Raw genomic sequence first — 14,327 nt, 5'->3', positions numbered from 1 at the left:
TTCTGAAGAGGTGAATATGTCTGCACATCGTCAACTGCGGCTGGGGACCATTTTGCATGGTGCATCCGGGAATATGTCCGCCTGGCGTCACCCTGCGGCCGTCGCCGATGCCAGCATCAATTTTGATTTCGTTAAGGCGACGGCGTTAAAGGCGGAAGAGGGCAAACTCGATTTCTTATTCGTTGCCGACGGCCTTTATATTAACGAAAAGTCGATCCCGCATTTTTTAAACCGGTTTGAACCGCTGACGGTGTTATCCGCGCTCGCCAGCATCACCTCGCGCCTGGGGCTGGTGGGAACCTTATCCACCTCCTACAGCGAGCCCTTTACCACGGCGCGTCAGTTCGCCAGCCTCGACCATCTGAGCAACGGCCGCGCGGGCTGGAACGTGGTGACCTCACCGCTGGAAGGGTCGGCGAAGAACTTTTCCCGCGAAAAACACCCGGAACACGCGCTGCGCTACCGGATCGCCGATGAGTATCTCGACGTGGTGAAAGGGCTGTGGGATTCCTGGGAAGGCGATGCGTTCGTACGTAATAAAGAGAGCGGGCAATTCTTTGACGCGTCAAAGCTTCACGCTCTGGATCACCACGGTGATTTCTTCCAGGTCGCCGGGCCGCTGAATATTGGCCGCACCCCGCAAGGGCGTCCGATTGTATTCCAGGCCGGCGCGTCGGATGACGGGAAAAAGCTGGCGGCGAAACACGCCGATGCCATTTTTACCCATCACGAAACCGTCGAGGAAGCAAAGGCGTTTTATCGCGACGTGAAGCAGCAGCTGGAAACGCACGGCCGCCGCGCCTCTGATTTACATATTTTCCAGGGCGTCAGCGTGATTGTGGGTAAAGACGCCGACGACGTGGAAAACCAGTATCAAACCACGGCGGCGCTGGTGTCGATTAACGATGCCCTTAATTACCTCGGGCGTTATTTCGAACATCATGATTTCAGCCAGTATCCGCTCGACGAACCGTTCCCGGATATCGGCGACTTAGGCAAAAACAGCTTCCGCAGCACCACCGATGAAATCAAGCGTAACGCCCGCGAGCGCAGCCTGACCCTGCGTCAGGTGGCGCTGGAAGCCGCTTCGCCGCGCCCGCGCTTTTCCGGTACGCCGGAGGAGGTTGCGGACGGCCTGCAGGCCTGGTTCGAAGGCTATGCCGCAGACGGCTTCATCATTCAGGGCGGTACGCCGGACACCTTCCCGCGCTTTGTTGACCAGGTGGTGCCCGTGTTACAGGCTCGCGGCCTGTTCCGCACCGACTACCCGGGCACCACGCTGCGCGAGAGCTTAGGCCTGGACGAGCCGAAAAACGCCTTCACACAACAATAAAAGAGAACACCGCTATGCAGAAAACATCGCTTATTCTGGCGCTTGCGCTGGCCTTTACCCCTGCCGTCTGGGCAGAGAATGTGAATATTAACGGCACCGGCGTGAGCATTGAGGCTAATAAAACGCCGATCAACACCGCCAAAAACGGTGATGCCATCGCCCAGTTGCCGAAAGACTACCGCTTCGCCGTGCCGGGCAAATTCACCGTGGCGGTGGCCGCGCTTAATTCGCCGCCGCTGACGGTCTTCTCCGATGACAACAAAACGCTGTTGGGAAGCGAGGTCGACGTTGCGCGTCTGGTGGCGGACAGCCTCGGGCTGGAGCTGAACGTGGTGCCGACCTCCTGGGAAGACTGGCCGCTGGGCGTGGCCTCCGGGAAATACGATGCGGCTATCAGCAACATCACCGTCACCAAAGAACGCAAACAGAAGTTTGATTTTGCCACCTACCGGAAGGACTCCCTCGGTTTCTACGTGAAATCCACCAGCCCGATTACGTCCATTGAGAAAGCGGAGGATATCGCCGGGCTGCGCATTATCGTGGGCTCCGGTACCAATCAGGAAGCCATCCTGCTGGCATGGAATGCTGAAAACCTGAAGAAGGGGCTGAAACCTTTTACCCCGATCTACACCAAAGACGATGCGGCACAAACCCTGGCGATCCAGTCCGGGCGCGCGGACGCCTTCTTTGGCCCGAACGTGATTGGCGCGTGGAAAGCCGCGCTGACGGGTAAAACCAAGCTGGTTGGCAGCGTCGACGGCGGCTGGCCGAAGGCGGCGCACATCGCGGTAACGCTGAAAAAAGGCAGCGGCCTGGTCGAGCCGGTACAAACCGCGCTGAACGGCGCTATCAAAAGCGGCGATTACGACAAGGTGCTGAACCGCTGGGGTGAGGGCGTTGAGCGCATCCCGAGTTCAGAGGTGAACCCGGCTGGCCTGGGTGATTAAGGAGGCGCGATGAGCGAACAATTTCGTGATGTTTCGCCGGAAGATGCCGAACTCCAGCCCATTATCGAGGGGTTGTTCGGTGAATACGCGGCCCGTTACGGGGACTACTTCTCTAAGGACGCAGAAGTCGAGCTGACGGAATGGTATCTGGCGCCGCAGGGGCTGTTTATCGTTCTGGAGCGCGATGGTGAAATCATCGCCACCGGCGCCTACAAACCCTTTGACGAGCGGACCGCAGAGATTAAACGTATCTGGACCAACAAATCCCTGCGTCAGCAGGGACTTGCCGGGCGCGTGGTGCAGGAGCTGGAGCGCAGGGCGGTGCTGGCAGGGTATAGCCAGATCTACCTGACAACCGGTTTTCGCCAGCCGGAGGCGGTCAGGCTCTATCTCAGTCAGGGCTACGAGCCGCAGTTCGATCTGAACCGGGATCCGGAAGAGTATAGCCAGCCGCCGTTTGACGGCCGGCTGCGCTTCACCAAAACGCTGGTACGCGAAGCGTTCAGTCAAACCGCATGAGGAACGACGATGAGCAACGTTGAAACCATTAAGGTGGTCCCGGCGCGATATCCGCTGCGGGCCGTCGGCGCCGCGGTGGCGCTGTTTGTCCTGGCGGTCGTCATACAGTCCGTGGCCTTTAACCCGCGCTGGGAGTGGGGGGTATTCGCCCGCTGGTTCTTTGACCCGGTGATCCTCGAAGGCGTCGGCCAGACCCTGCTGCTGACGCTGATCGGCACCGCGCTGAGCGTGGTCATTGGCGGCATGCTGGCCCTGGCGAGACTCTCTTCGTCCTGGCTGCTGAGCAGCCTGGCGTGGGCCTACATCTGGCTGTTCCGCTCTCTGCCGCTGATCGTGGTGCTGATCATTCTCTACAACTTTTCCTATCTCTACGACACGCTCTCTCTCGGCGTGCCGTTCACTGGCATCACCTGGGGCAGTTTTGAAACCATTAACGTGCTGGGACAGTCCTCCACCGCCGTGGTAGGGCTCACCCTGGTGCAGAGCGCCTACACCGCCGAGATCATTCGCGGCGGATTCCTCGGCGTCGACCACGGGCAATATGAAGCGGCCGCCGCGCTCGGCCTGCCGGCCTGGCGCCGCACGGTGCGCATTATTTTGCCGCAGGCGCTGCGCACCATTCTGCCTTCGGGCTTCAATGAGATCATCAGCCTCGCCAAGGGCACAGCGATGGTCTACGTCCTGGCGATGCCGGAGCTGTTTTATACCATCCAGATGATTTACAACCGCACGCAGGAGGTGATCCCGCTGTTGATGGTCGGAGCCGCCTGGTACCTGGTGATTACCACCGTCTTGTCCGCTATCCAGTACGGTGTTGAACGCGCGCTCGCCCGCAGCGAACGCCGCTCTGCCGTTAATCAGAACCGCGCCACCCGTCGTAGCCGTTCTGTCACCACCGCACCAGCACAGGAGCCCGTCCATGCAAGCCTCTCCTGAAGGACACATTTCGATTACCGGCGTCAGCAAGTACTTTGGTCGCCATAAGGCGCTCGACAACGTCACGCTTGAGATCCCGCCCGGATCCGTGACGGTGATCCTCGGGCCGTCCGGCTCGGGCAAATCGACGCTGCTGCGCACCATTAACCACCTGGAGCGCGTCGACGAAGGCTTTATCCAGATAGACGGCGATTACATTGGCTATCGCCGTCAGGGCGACAGGCTCTACGAGCTGAAAGAGAAGGAGATCCTCAAGCAGCGCATCAACGTGGGCTATGTGTTCCAGAACTTCAACCTCTTTCCGCACCTCACGGTGCTGGAAAACCTGATAGAGGCGCCGGTCGCGCATAAAAAGCTCAGCAAAAAAGAGGCGGTGGAAAGGGCGTTCAGCCTGCTGGACGTGGTTGGGCTGCGGGATAAAGCGAACGCCTGGTCCCGCCATCTTTCTGGCGGCCAGCAGCAGCGCATTGCCATTGCCCGCGCGCTGGCGCTGCGCCCGCGCGTGATGCTGTTTGATGAACCCACCTCGGCGCTGGATCCGGAGCTGGTGGGGGAAGTGCTGGACGTGATCAAAAAGCTGGCCCGGTCCGGCACCACGCTGGTGGTGGTCACCCACGAGATCGGCTTTGCCCGGGAGGTGGCGGATCAGGTGGTGTTTATGGTCGACGGAAAAATCGTGGAGCAGGGCAGCAGTGACGAGGTGCTGAATCATCCATCGCATCCGCGAACGCGCCAGTTTCTCTCCAAAGTCTTATAAGGAGCACCAATGAAATACGGACTTCTGGCGGGGCTGATTTTTTCAGCCGCCAGCCACGCCAGCATTGATTTAAAAGCCAACGAGCAGCCGCTGCCGGTGACGGTCGATCCGCAGGCGGTGGCGAAGATCCCCGCGAATTACCGGTTCGTTGAACCGGGGACGCTGACGGTCGCCATTTCGGCGCTGAACTCCCCGCCGCTGGCGCTGCTGGCCAGCGATAACCGAACGCGGATTGGCAGCGACCCGGATATCGCTCGCCTGCTGGCGGGCAGCCTGGGGCTGAAGCTGAAGCTGGTGCCGACGGCGTGGGAAGACTGGCCGCTGGGGATCGCCTCCGGACGCTACGACGTGGCGCTGGTGAACATTGCGGTGACCGAACAGCGTAAAGAGAAGTTCGATTTTGCAACCTACCGCGTCGATTCGCTGGCGTTTTCGGTGAAATCCACCAGCGAGGTGCAGTCCATTAAAAACGCGGAAGATCTGGCGGGGAAAAAGGTGATTGTCGGCTCTGGTACTAATCAGGAACGTATCCTGCTGGGCTGGAACGAAGAGAACCAAAAGGCAGGGCGGGCGCCTGCGCTGCCGGTTTATCTCCACGACGATGCCTCGGGCAACCTCTATATTCAGTCCGGCAGGGCGGACGTGTTCTTCGGGCCGCAGTCGGTCTCGGCCTATAAAGCCGCGCTCACCGGCAAGACCCGCGTGGTCGGTTTAGGGCCGAAAAAAGCCTATGTCGCGACCACCACCAAAAAAGGCAACGAGCTGGTGTACGCCCTGCAGGCCGCGCTGAACGGTGCGATTACGCGCGGAGATTACCAGAAGGTGCTGGCGCGCTGGGGTGAGCAGGGCGAAGCGGTGGCGCAATCGGAGGTCAACCCGCCTGGGATAACCTACTAATGGTGCTCTACACTTAGGGTTTTCATCCCTCACCCTCAGGGGGCAACATGATTAAACTCTATGGCGTACCCGGCTGGGGCTCGGCAATCAGTGAAGTAATGCTAACCCTGGCTGATATCCCTTATCAATTTATCAACGTGGACGGGTTTGATCAGCCCGGTCCGCAGCGTGAGCTGCTGCACAAGCTGAACCCGCTGTGCCAGGTGCCGACGCTGGAGCTGGAAAATGGCGCCATCATGACCGAAACGGCGGCGATTGCCCTGATGGTGCTCGACAGGTGTCCCGATCTCGCCCCGCCCGTAGGTCAGGCTGAACGCCAGCAGTTTCAGCGTTTGCTCATCTGGTTTGTGGCGAACGTCTATCCCACGTTTACGTATGCCGACTATCCCGAACGCTGGGCGCCGGACGCGCCGGAGCAGCTGCAGAAAAACTGCATCGAGTACCGGAAATCCCTCTATTTGTGGTTCGAAGAACAGCTCAGCGCGGACCCGTTTGCGCTGGGTGAACGGCTGACGCTGCTGGACGTGTATATCGCGGTGGCGCGCACCTGGGGGCCCCGACACGCCTGGTTTGCGGCCAATACGCCGAAACTAACGGCCGTCGCGGATACCGTATGCCAGCTGCCGGAACTGCACAAGGTGTTAAAGGCCAACGATATTATCTGATAACGTGGAGTCCTGACTCACAACTGGAAGCCTGCATATGCCACACGTAGATATCAAATGTTTTCCCCGTGATTTGAACGACGAACAAAAAAACGCCCTGGCGGCGGATATTGCCGAGGTGATTATTCGCCATTTCAACAGCAAAGACAGTTCCGTGTCGGTGGCGTTGAACCAGGTGAATCAGGAGGACTGGAAAGCGCAGGTCTGGGATACCGAAATAGGACCGAAGCTGGACGAGCTGATTAAGAAGCCCGGCTACTCAATGTAGGATCTTTATGCCGGGGAGCGGATCCGTTCTTCCCCGGCTTTCCCCGCCTGTCATCCCGCTTTTCGCAAAAATCGATAAAAATGCGTTTTGTCTTTTCCGCTACACTTTACGTTTCTGACTGACATTTCATAAATCCTTAGGAAAGATCTTCAACAGAATCAGTTAAGGACAGACACGTTAAAGGATAATTTTCTGATGACAAAATTACCGCGGTTTTCCCTCGCCTTTCTTCACCCCCGCTACTGGCTCAGCTGGGCCGGCATTGCCGCGCTGTGGCTCATCATGCTGCTGCCTTATCCGCTGTTGTTTCGAATCGGTCACGGCCTGGGGCGGCTGGCGATGCGCCTGCTCCCCCGGCGCGTCGAGATTGCCCGCCGCAACCTTGAGCTTTGCTTTCCTGAGATGAATGAGAATGAACGCGAGACGTTGCTGCAGCGTAATTTTGAATCGGTAGGCATGGGGGTGATCGAAACCGGGATGGCATGGTTCTGGCCAGCGTGGCGGGTGCAGAAATGCTATACCGTGGTGGGCTATGAGCACATGGAAAAGGCGCGGGCGAAAGGCAATGGCGTGGTGCTCGTGGGCATGCATTTCCTCACCCTTGAGCTGGGCGCGCGGATCTTTGGCATGCTTAACCCCGGCATTGGGGTGTATCGTCCTAACAATAACGCGCTGCTGGACTGGCTGCAGACGCGCGGGCGCCTGCGTTCCAATAAAACCATGCTCGACCGCCATGATTTAAAAGGCATGATCCGCTCGCTGAAGCAGAATGAAATTTTGTGGTACGCCCCGGATCACGACTATGGCAAAACCAATAGCGTCTTCGTGCCGTTTTTTGCGGTGCCGGATGCCGCCACGACGGCAGGCAGCTATATGCTGGTCAAAAGCGCGCGGCCTGCCGTCATCCCCTTCGTGCCGCGGCGCAGGGCGGACGGCTCAGGTTACGAACTGATTATTCTGGAGGATATCGGTGAAGCGCTGCAGGGGGGAGATAAAGAATCCGTTGCGACGCAGATGAACAGGGCAATTGAGCGCGCGGTACGGATGGCACCAGAGCAGTATATGTGGCTGCACCGTCGCTTCAAAACGCGTCCTGAAGGCCAGCCTGACCGGTATGCCCGCCGCAAAACGGCGGCACCGCGGGCTGATATTCTGTCCGTCGACGATTTTTCTGACCGCTCGGGCGTACAACATTAAAACAGCACCAGGGCCCTCACCGCGCGGTGAGGGCATGACCGATCCTACAGCGCGGAGCGGCGGTAAGGCGCATAGTCCGCCTGCCACCATGTCTTCTCGATGCGCGCCATCAACGTCTCATCATCTATCGCCGGGGCAATGCCCTGGGCAATTGCGGCCCGTGCCACGGCGACGGCTATCTGGCGTGACACCGCTTCAATACAGTCAACCGGCGGCAGCAATCCCCCTTTTTCCGCGGTGACCAGCGGAGACTGCGCCGCCAGGCTGCGGCTTGCTGCCATCAGCATCTCTTCGGTTACCCGGCGCGCGTTGCTGGCCAGAACCCCTAATCCCAGCCCCGGGAAAATATAGGCGTTGTTACACTGGTCGATGTCGTACTGCGTGTCCTGCCAGAAGACCGGGGCAAACGGGCTGCCGGTAGCCACCAGCGCGGCGCCCTGAGTCCAGGCGATAAGATCCTGCGGCTGAGCTTCTGCCCGTGACGTCGGGTTCGAAAGCGGCATGATAATCGGGCGCGGGCAGTGGCGATGCATCTCTTTGACAATCTCTTCGCTAAACAGCCCCGGCTGGCCCGAAACGCCAATCATCACCGTTGGGTGTGCGTTCTTCACTACGTCCAGCAGGGAAATATTCTTCGTCTCTACCTGCCAGCGGCTAATGGCGTCGCGCGCGCTGAGCAGGTTTTTCTGGAAATCGAGCAGGTTGGTCATGTCGTCGGTCAGCAGGCCGAAGCGATCGACCATGAAGATCCGGCTGCGGGCTTCGGACTCGGTCAGGCCGTCATCCACCATTAGCGCCACAATTTTTTCTGCTATCCCGCATCCGGCGGAACCGCTGCCCAGGAAGACCACGCGCTGGTCGCGAATGCGCGTGCCCGCGGCGTGGGCCGCCGCAATCAGCGTACCTGCGGTAACGGCTGCCGTTCCCTGAATGTCATCATTAAAGCAGCACAGCTGGTCGCGGTAGCGCTGGAGCAGTCTGGTGGCGTTTTTCTGGGCAAAGTCTTCAAATTGCAGAAGAACGTTGGGCCAGCGCGCCTTGACGGTGCTGACAAACATATCCATAAACTCGGCGTATTGATCGTCGCTAATGCGTGGATGACGCCAGCCCATGTACATCGGGTCGTCCAGATGCTGCTGATTGTTGGTGCCGACGTCCAGCATGATCGGGAGGGTAGAGGCCGGATGGATCCCCCCGCAGGCGGTATACAGCGACAGCTTGCCAATCGGGATGCCCATTCCGCCGATACCCTGATCGCCAAGCCCTAAAATACGCTCCCCGTCCGTCACTACAATTACGCGGATGTCGTTGCGCGAGAAGCTTTGCAGCATCTCATCAATGCGATGGCGGTTAGGCCATGAAATAAATAACCCGCGCGCGCGGCGATAAATCGTCGAGAAATGCTCGCAGGCTTCACCCACGGTCGGGGTATAGATAATTGGCAGCGTCTCTTTCAGATGCAAACGCAGGAGATTATAAAAGAGGGTTTCATTAGTATCCTGAATATTGCGCAGATAAACATGACGGGAAATATCACTTTTAAAATGGCAGAACTGCACCCAGGCACGTTCGGTTTGTTCTTCAATGGTTTCAACGTTGTGCGGCAATAGCCCATGCAGGTTAAAATTATCCCGCTCTTCTTTAATGAAAGCGAGCCCTTTATTTAATAACGGGTTCTCCAGCAGTACGGCTCCGTTATAGGGCGTATACAGCACTTCTTTGCGAGACATGGTTAACTCCTGACTATTTAAAAGGCGAGTAAAAACAGCGGCTTTAATGGTTTTAAAGACACGGTATTTGTGTGATTGATTGGGGGGTAATTTAGCGCCTGGCTAGCGGAGCAGGAGTGATAAAGTTCACATTCTTTCTGGTTTTATTAATTTCAAAAAGGAATGCATTGATCGCCACGAATAACTTTAGTTACATAATGATGAATTAAATTATTTAAAAGGAAAGCGTTGTTGTGTTCACATTTCTCTTCGGGGGCGCATGTTAATTTCACCCTGAGCCTGATTTTAGAAAAGGCCGCATAATTCATTATTTATATTTAAAAGTATTTATTTTATCAGGAATAGTTTCCAGCCTATTCCTTTATCTGTATATCCGAACACAATTTTCAGGTGATTATATGAAAGATAATCCTGTACCGACTTCTGCGCTGCCGACCTCGCGTTTCGCCTTTGGGCTCAATACCGAGGTTGGCGCTGTCCCACTGATGCTGTTTGTCGGGATTGCCGCCATTGTGGCGACATCCGCCTGGGCAGGGCTACTGCCGAAAAATATGATTGGCGGACTCGCGGTCATCATGACCCTCGGCTTCGCGTTTGCCAAAGTAGGGCGTCAAATCCCCCTGCTGAAAGACATCGGCGGCCCGGCGATCCTGTGCCTGATGGTGCCCTCCGTGCTGGTCTACTTTGGCGCATTCGGCCAACAGACCCTTGATACGGTGCATCTGCTGATGAAAGAGGCGAATCTGCTCTATTTCGTCATCGCCTGCCTGGTGGTCGGCAGCATTCTGGGGATGAACCGGGTACTGCTGATCCAGGGGATGATGCGCATGTTTGTTCCGCTGGTGGCAGGGACATTCATGGCCGTGCTGAGCGGGATCATTGTAGGATCGCTGTTTGGCTATACGCCTTACCACACGTTCTTCTTTATCATCGTTCCGATTATTGGCGGCGGGATTGGCGAGGGGATTTTGCCCCTGTCCCTGGCCTATTCGGCAATACTGGGACACACGCCGGACGTCTACGTTGCGCAGCTGGCACCCGCTGCGGTCGTTGGGAACATCTTCGCCATTATTTGTGCAGGCTCGCTGGCGCGTCTCGGGGCAAAACGTCCCGCGCTTACGGGTAACGGCATGCTGACCCGAAGCAAAGAGGACGCCAGTCTGTTTACCGGGGCGCAAAGTGCTCAACAGACGGATTTTCATCTGATGGGCGGCGGGTTGCTGATGGTGTGCGCGTTTTTCATCGTCGGTGGATTGTTTGAAAAACTGGTCCACATTCCCGGCCCGGTGCTGATGATCCTGATTGCCGTCCTGTGTAAGTACTTCAGGGTAATCCCGGCCTCCATGGAGCAGGGGGCGCACAGCTGCTATAAATTCGTCTCGGCCGCGCTTGTCTGGCCGCTGATGATCGGCCTCGGGATGTTATACGTTCCGCTTGAGAGCGTGGTGTCGGTCTTCTCGGTGGGATACGTGGTGGTATGCGGCTCGGTCGTGATTGCGATGGCGCTGAGCGGCTACTTTATTGCGTCGCATCTGAATATGTATCCCGTGGAAGCGGCCATTGTGACCTGCTGCCACAGCGGTCTGGGCGGAACGGGGGACGTGGCTATTTTATCGGCCTCTAACCGGATGTCGCTCATGCCGTTTGCGCAGATTGCCACCCGCATCGGCGGCGCGTCGACGGTGATTTTCGCCACGCTGCTGATGGGATGGATTATGGCGCACTGATCTGAAACGTCAGGATGCTGAATCGCAACGACATTTTCAGAATGCCGCTGCGGTTCAGTCCTTTATAAATATCACCGCGCTGTATAGAATTACCGCATCCACAGCGACGGGATACCACACGATGACCGGAAGAGTTGATTATCAGATTGAAAAATATCTCCTTACCGAAGCCGCCGAGCCGGAGCGCCTGACGCGCCAGTGGGCAGAGGTGATGGAGGAGTGTCGTGAGCAACAGTCCGGTGCAGAGGAGCGGCTGCGTCTCGCGTTGCTTAATGTGGATTACGTCACCAGCTTCGAGCTGCCCTTCAGGCTACTCCTTACCCGTGCACCCCAGCTGATAGACGTTGTCAGAAAAGAGCTTCAGCTCAGTCAGAAAAATGTTCTGTTCAACGGCAAGCGCTTTGGCTGCGTCTATAGCCTCAAAAGGGATCTCGACGGAATACCTGACGAATTTACCTATCAACTTAAAACGCGTATCCAGCGCAGTGACGCGACAGGATGCAGTGAAGTGCCTTACCGGCAAATTGCCCAGCAGGTTAAAGCCCCGAAGGAACGCCTCAAACTGGCGCTGGAAAACGGACTGTCGGTGACGGCACTCGACGGGCTTTTCTGGTTTGGCATCCAGCGTATCGCGGCCGATGTGCAAAGATTACGCAAGACAGGGATGAGGATCGTGACGTCCGACGCCGAGGTGTTTGATACGCTCACCAAAACCACCCGGCGGATCCCGGTCTATCGCCTGGAAGGGACTGAAATTATTTAACCTGCAGCAGTATCTTCATCAGCCCGGGAAAACGGGCATCCAGATCCACTCTGCGCAACGAAATCATATTTTCTCGTCCCTGCGGACGCTGCCAGATGACGCCGCTGTCGCGCAACACGCGCCAGTGGTGTGTCATTGTCGATTTCACTACATCCTCCGGGCGCAGCGCGTTGCAGCTGAGTTCGCTGCCGTCGGCCAGCCGGCGAATAATCGACAGCCGGAGCGGGTTGCCGAGGGCAAACAGCACATTTTCCAGCAGTATTTGTTCAGTTTCGGGATGGTTAGGGATCATCGTTTTCCTGCGTGTGGTGTCAGATTGAGCTATATCAACAATAGGTCAACCATTAAAAAATAGTTCGATAATACTCGTACAATAGGACTATTATAGCAAACGAACGAATACACGACCATACCGGTCGTCACACACAGGTCATAGAGACTTAAGGAAATATCATGCCCCGACCCATCCCCCTCGAACGTTATCGCAACATCGGTATCTCCGCGCATATCGATGCCGGTAAAACAACCACCACCGAGCGCATCCTGTTTTACACCGGGATGAGCCACAAGCTGGGTGAAGTACACGATGGCGCGGCAACAACCGACTGGATGGCGCAGGAGCAAGAGCGCGGGATCACCATTACGTCCGCGGCCGTCAGCTGCTTCTGGCCGGGTATGGACAGAGGGTTTGAACCGCACCGGATCAATATCATCGACACCCCGGGGCACGTGGATTTCACCATTGAGGTGGAACGCTCCATGCGTGTTCTCGACGGAGCCGTGATGGTGTATGACTCAGTGGGCGGCGTGCAGCCTCAGTCCGAAACCGTCTGGCGTCAGGCGAATAAGTATCACGTGCCACGTCTGGCCTTCGTCAACAAGATGGACCGTCCGGGCGCCGATTTCTTCCGCGTGGTGCGGATGATGCAGGAGCGCCTGAAGGCGAATCCGGTACCGATTGTGATTCCGGTTGGCGCGGAAGAGCATTTCACCGGCGTGGTGGATCTCATCAAGATGCGCACCATTCTGTGGGACGATGCCACCCAGGGCATGGTGTTCACCTATGCGCCCGTGCCGGATGACCTGGTGAAAACCGCTCAGGAATGGCGGGAAAAAATGGTCTCTGCGGCGGCGGAAGCCAGCGACGATCTGATGGATAAATACCTGGAAACGGGCGATCTGGACGAAGCGGAAATCATCAGGGGGCTGCGTATTCGCACCATCTCGGGTGAAATCCAGCCGATGCTGTGCGGCAGCGCGTTCAAAAACAAGGGCGTGCAGCGCATGCTCGATGCGGTCATTGAGCTGATGCCGTCGCCGCTGGACGTGCCAGCGATTGACGGCGTGGATGAAAAAGGGCAGCACGCGGAACGTCACCCCAGCGATGACGAACCGTTTTCGGCGCTGGCGTTTAAGCTGATGAGCGACCCGTACGTTGGGCAACTGACCTTTATTCGCGTTTACTCTGGCGTGTTGCGCAAAGGCGATGCGGTGTATAACCCGGTGAAAGGGAAGAAAGAGCGTATCGGGCGTATCGTGCTGATGCAAGCCAACGATCGCCACGAGGTGGACGAACTGCGCGCCGGGGATATCGCTGCCTGCGTTGGGCTGAAAGATGTGACCACGGGTGACACCTTAACCGACCCGAACGCGGTGATCACGCTTGAGCGGATGGAGTTCCCGGATCCGGTTATCTCGCTGGCGATCGAACCGAAAACGAAAGGCGATCAGGAGAAAATGGGGATCGCGCTGCAGCGTCTGGCGGCGGAAGATCCGTCTTTCCGCCTGCACACTGACGAAGAGTCCGGCCAGACCATTATCTCCGGGATGGGTGAGTTACACCTGGAGATTATCGTTGACCGCATGAAGCGTGAGTTTGGCGTCGAGGCGAACATTGGTCGTCCGCAGGTAACCTACCGCGAAACCTTGCGTAAAGCGGTGAAGGATATCGAAGGCAAATTTGTCCGTCAGTCCGGCGGCAAAGGGCAGTACGGTCACGTAGTGCTGAGCCTTGAGCCGACCGACCCCGGCAGCGGCTTTACGTTTGAAGATGCCACCAAGGGCGGCGTGGTGCCGCGCGAGTATATCCCGTCTGTTGAGAAAGGGCTGCGTGAAGCCATGAACAGCGGCGTTCTGGCGGGGTATCCGGTTGTCGATGTCAAAGCGACGCTGACGTTTGGTTCGTATCACGAAGTCGACTCCTCGGAGATGGCGTTCCGCATGGCGGCGATCCTCGGCTTTAAAGATGGCGCTCGCAGGGCGGATCCGGCGATCCTTGAGCCAATCATGCACGTGGAGGTGGAAACACCAGAGGAGTACGCCGGTAACATTATGGGCGATCTCTCCTCCCGCCGTGGCATGGTGCAGGGGATGGAAGAGCAGTACGGAAGCCAGATTATTCGTGCTGATGTGCCGCTGGCCGAGATGTTTGGTTACGCCACGACTTTGCGCTCGATGTCCCAGGGACGCGCGACGTACACGATGGAGTTCCATCATTTTGCGGAAGCCCCGCGGAATGTTGCGGATGAGATTATTGCGCGGCGTGCGAAGTAGTACGTTTACCCTCTCCCTTATAGGGGGAGGGTTTT

At 57.3% G+C, this 14,327-nt stretch carries 12 protein-coding genes and 1 pseudogene; 11 read left to right on the top strand and 2 right to left on the bottom strand.

Features of this window, described 5'->3' with window-relative positions:
• Positions 1 to 16: 16 nt before the first annotated feature.
• The 8 genes and pseudogenes from AC3WOK_RS05935 to AC3WOK_RS05900 all read left to right on the top strand — a co-directional run bounded on the left by AC3WOK_RS05935 (position 17) and on the right by AC3WOK_RS05900 (position 7,519).
• Positions 17 to 2,280: pseudogene (locus AC3WOK_RS05935) on the top strand (NtaA/DmoA family FMN-dependent monooxygenase).
• Between the two features lie 9 nt (positions 2,281 to 2,289).
• Positions 2,290 to 2,799, top strand: coding sequence for a GNAT family N-acetyltransferase (locus AC3WOK_RS05930; protein ID WP_492354158.1), 510 nt, complete (start codon positions 2,290 to 2,292; stop codon positions 2,797 to 2,799).
• Positions 2,800 to 2,808: 9 nt separating this feature from the next.
• On the top strand, positions 2,809 to 3,735 hold the full coding sequence (locus AC3WOK_RS05925; RefSeq protein ID WP_492354157.1) for an amino acid ABC transporter permease: 927 nt from the start codon (positions 2,809 to 2,811) through the stop codon (positions 3,733 to 3,735).
• On the top strand, positions 3,719 to 4,492 hold the full coding sequence (locus AC3WOK_RS05920; RefSeq protein ID WP_492354156.1) for an amino acid ABC transporter ATP-binding protein: 774 nt from the start codon (positions 3,719 to 3,721) through the stop codon (positions 4,490 to 4,492). Before AC3WOK_RS05925 ends, AC3WOK_RS05920 begins: the two co-directional genes overlap by 17 nt.
• A 9-nt stretch (positions 4,493 to 4,501) precedes the next feature.
• The gene (locus AC3WOK_RS05915) at positions 4,502 to 5,389 is read left to right on the top strand and encodes a transporter substrate-binding domain-containing protein (protein WP_047348367.1); all 888 of its coding nucleotides are present in this window, start codon (positions 4,502 to 4,504) and stop codon (positions 5,387 to 5,389) included.
• A 47-nt stretch (positions 5,390 to 5,436) separates the two neighbouring features.
• The gene (locus AC3WOK_RS05910) at positions 5,437 to 6,054 is read left to right on the top strand and encodes a glutathione S-transferase family protein (RefSeq protein WP_492354155.1); all 618 of its coding nucleotides are present in this window, start codon (positions 5,437 to 5,439) and stop codon (positions 6,052 to 6,054) included.
• A gap of 37 nt (positions 6,055 to 6,091) precedes the next feature.
• The gene (gene pptA / locus AC3WOK_RS05905; RefSeq protein ID WP_063956516.1) at positions 6,092 to 6,322 is read left to right on the top strand and encodes a tautomerase PptA; all 231 of its coding nucleotides are present in this window, start codon (positions 6,092 to 6,094) and stop codon (positions 6,320 to 6,322) included.
• Positions 6,323 to 6,517: 195 nt separating this feature from the next.
• Positions 6,518 to 7,519, top strand: a complete 1,002-nt coding sequence (locus AC3WOK_RS05900; RefSeq protein WP_063956514.1) for a Kdo(2)-lipid IV(A) acyltransferase — start codon at positions 6,518 to 6,520, stop codon at positions 7,517 to 7,519.
• Between the two features lie 44 nt (positions 7,520 to 7,563).
• Here AC3WOK_RS05900 and AC3WOK_RS05895 read toward each other — a convergent pair whose 3' ends face one another.
• Positions 7,564 to 9,249 carry an NAD-dependent malic enzyme gene (locus AC3WOK_RS05895; RefSeq protein ID WP_492354154.1) on the bottom strand — a complete coding sequence of 562 codons (1,686 nt, stop codon included), beginning with the start codon at positions 9,247 to 9,249 and terminating at the stop codon, positions 7,564 to 7,566.
• A gap of 398 nt (positions 9,250 to 9,647) precedes the next feature.
• On the opposite strand from AC3WOK_RS05895, the gene AC3WOK_RS05890 reads away from it, so the two are divergent.
• Both AC3WOK_RS05890 and AC3WOK_RS05885 read left to right on the top strand, forming a co-directional pair.
• Entirely contained in the window at positions 9,648 to 10,976 is a 1,329-nt protein-coding gene (locus tag AC3WOK_RS05890) for a 2-hydroxycarboxylate transporter family protein (RefSeq protein ID WP_492354153.1), read from the top strand.
• Positions 10,977 to 11,097: 121 nt separating this feature from the next.
• Positions 11,098 to 11,739 carry an ECs1377 family protein gene (locus tag AC3WOK_RS05885; protein WP_047348373.1) on the top strand — a complete coding sequence of 214 codons (642 nt, stop codon included), beginning with the start codon at positions 11,098 to 11,100 and terminating at the stop codon, positions 11,737 to 11,739.
• On the opposite strand, the gene AC3WOK_RS05880 is transcribed toward AC3WOK_RS05885, so the two are convergent.
• A complete protein-coding gene (locus AC3WOK_RS05880; RefSeq protein ID WP_492354152.1) occupies positions 11,732 to 12,031 on the bottom strand; it encodes an ArsR/SmtB family transcription factor in 300 nt (99 codons plus the stop codon). The genes AC3WOK_RS05885 and AC3WOK_RS05880 overlap by 8 nt on opposite strands.
• 161 nt (positions 12,032 to 12,192) lie before the next feature.
• Between AC3WOK_RS05880 and fusA the strand changes: the two genes are divergently transcribed.
• Positions 12,193 to 14,292, top strand: a complete 2,100-nt coding sequence (fusA, locus tag AC3WOK_RS05875) for an elongation factor G (protein ID WP_492354151.1) — start codon at positions 12,193 to 12,195, stop codon at positions 14,290 to 14,292.
• The last annotated feature ends 35 nt before the right edge of the window (positions 14,293 to 14,327 follow it).

This window comes from Enterobacter sp. FW301-JW81 (assembly GCF_058788735.1).
The sequence above is the reverse complement of the archived record's forward strand: the minus strand, read 5'-3'. Positions and strand labels throughout refer to the sequence as shown.

Excerpts from the sequence above, each read along its gene's own strand:
- AC3WOK_RS05930 (WP_492354158.1), top strand. The coding sequence starts at position 2,290 with ATGAGCGAACAATTTCGTGATGTTTCGCCGGAAGATGCCGAACTCCAG.
- AC3WOK_RS05925 (WP_492354157.1), top strand. The coding sequence starts at position 2,809 with ATGAGCAACGTTGAAACCATTAAGGTGGTCCCGGCGCGATATCCGCTG.
- AC3WOK_RS05920 (WP_492354156.1), top strand. The coding sequence starts at position 3,719 with ATGCAAGCCTCTCCTGAAGGACACATTTCGATTACCGGCGTCAGCAAG.
- AC3WOK_RS05915 (WP_047348367.1), top strand. The coding sequence starts at position 4,502 with ATGAAATACGGACTTCTGGCGGGGCTGATTTTTTCAGCCGCCAGCCAC.
- AC3WOK_RS05910 (WP_492354155.1), top strand. The coding sequence starts at position 5,437 with ATGATTAAACTCTATGGCGTACCCGGCTGGGGCTCGGCAATCAGTGAA.
- pptA (WP_063956516.1), top strand. The coding sequence starts at position 6,092 with ATGCCACACGTAGATATCAAATGTTTTCCCCGTGATTTGAACGACGAA.
- AC3WOK_RS05900 (WP_063956514.1), top strand. The coding sequence starts at position 6,518 with ATGACAAAATTACCGCGGTTTTCCCTCGCCTTTCTTCACCCCCGCTAC.
- AC3WOK_RS05895 (WP_492354154.1), bottom strand. The coding sequence starts at position 9,249 with ATGTCTCGCAAAGAAGTGCTGTATACGCCCTATAACGGAGCCGTACTG.
- AC3WOK_RS05890 (WP_492354153.1), top strand. The coding sequence starts at position 9,648 with ATGAAAGATAATCCTGTACCGACTTCTGCGCTGCCGACCTCGCGTTTC.
- AC3WOK_RS05885 (WP_047348373.1), top strand. The coding sequence starts at position 11,098 with ATGACCGGAAGAGTTGATTATCAGATTGAAAAATATCTCCTTACCGAA.
- AC3WOK_RS05880 (WP_492354152.1), bottom strand. The coding sequence starts at position 12,031 with ATGATCCCTAACCATCCCGAAACTGAACAAATACTGCTGGAAAATGTG.
- fusA (WP_492354151.1), top strand. The coding sequence starts at position 12,193 with ATGCCCCGACCCATCCCCCTCGAACGTTATCGCAACATCGGTATCTCC.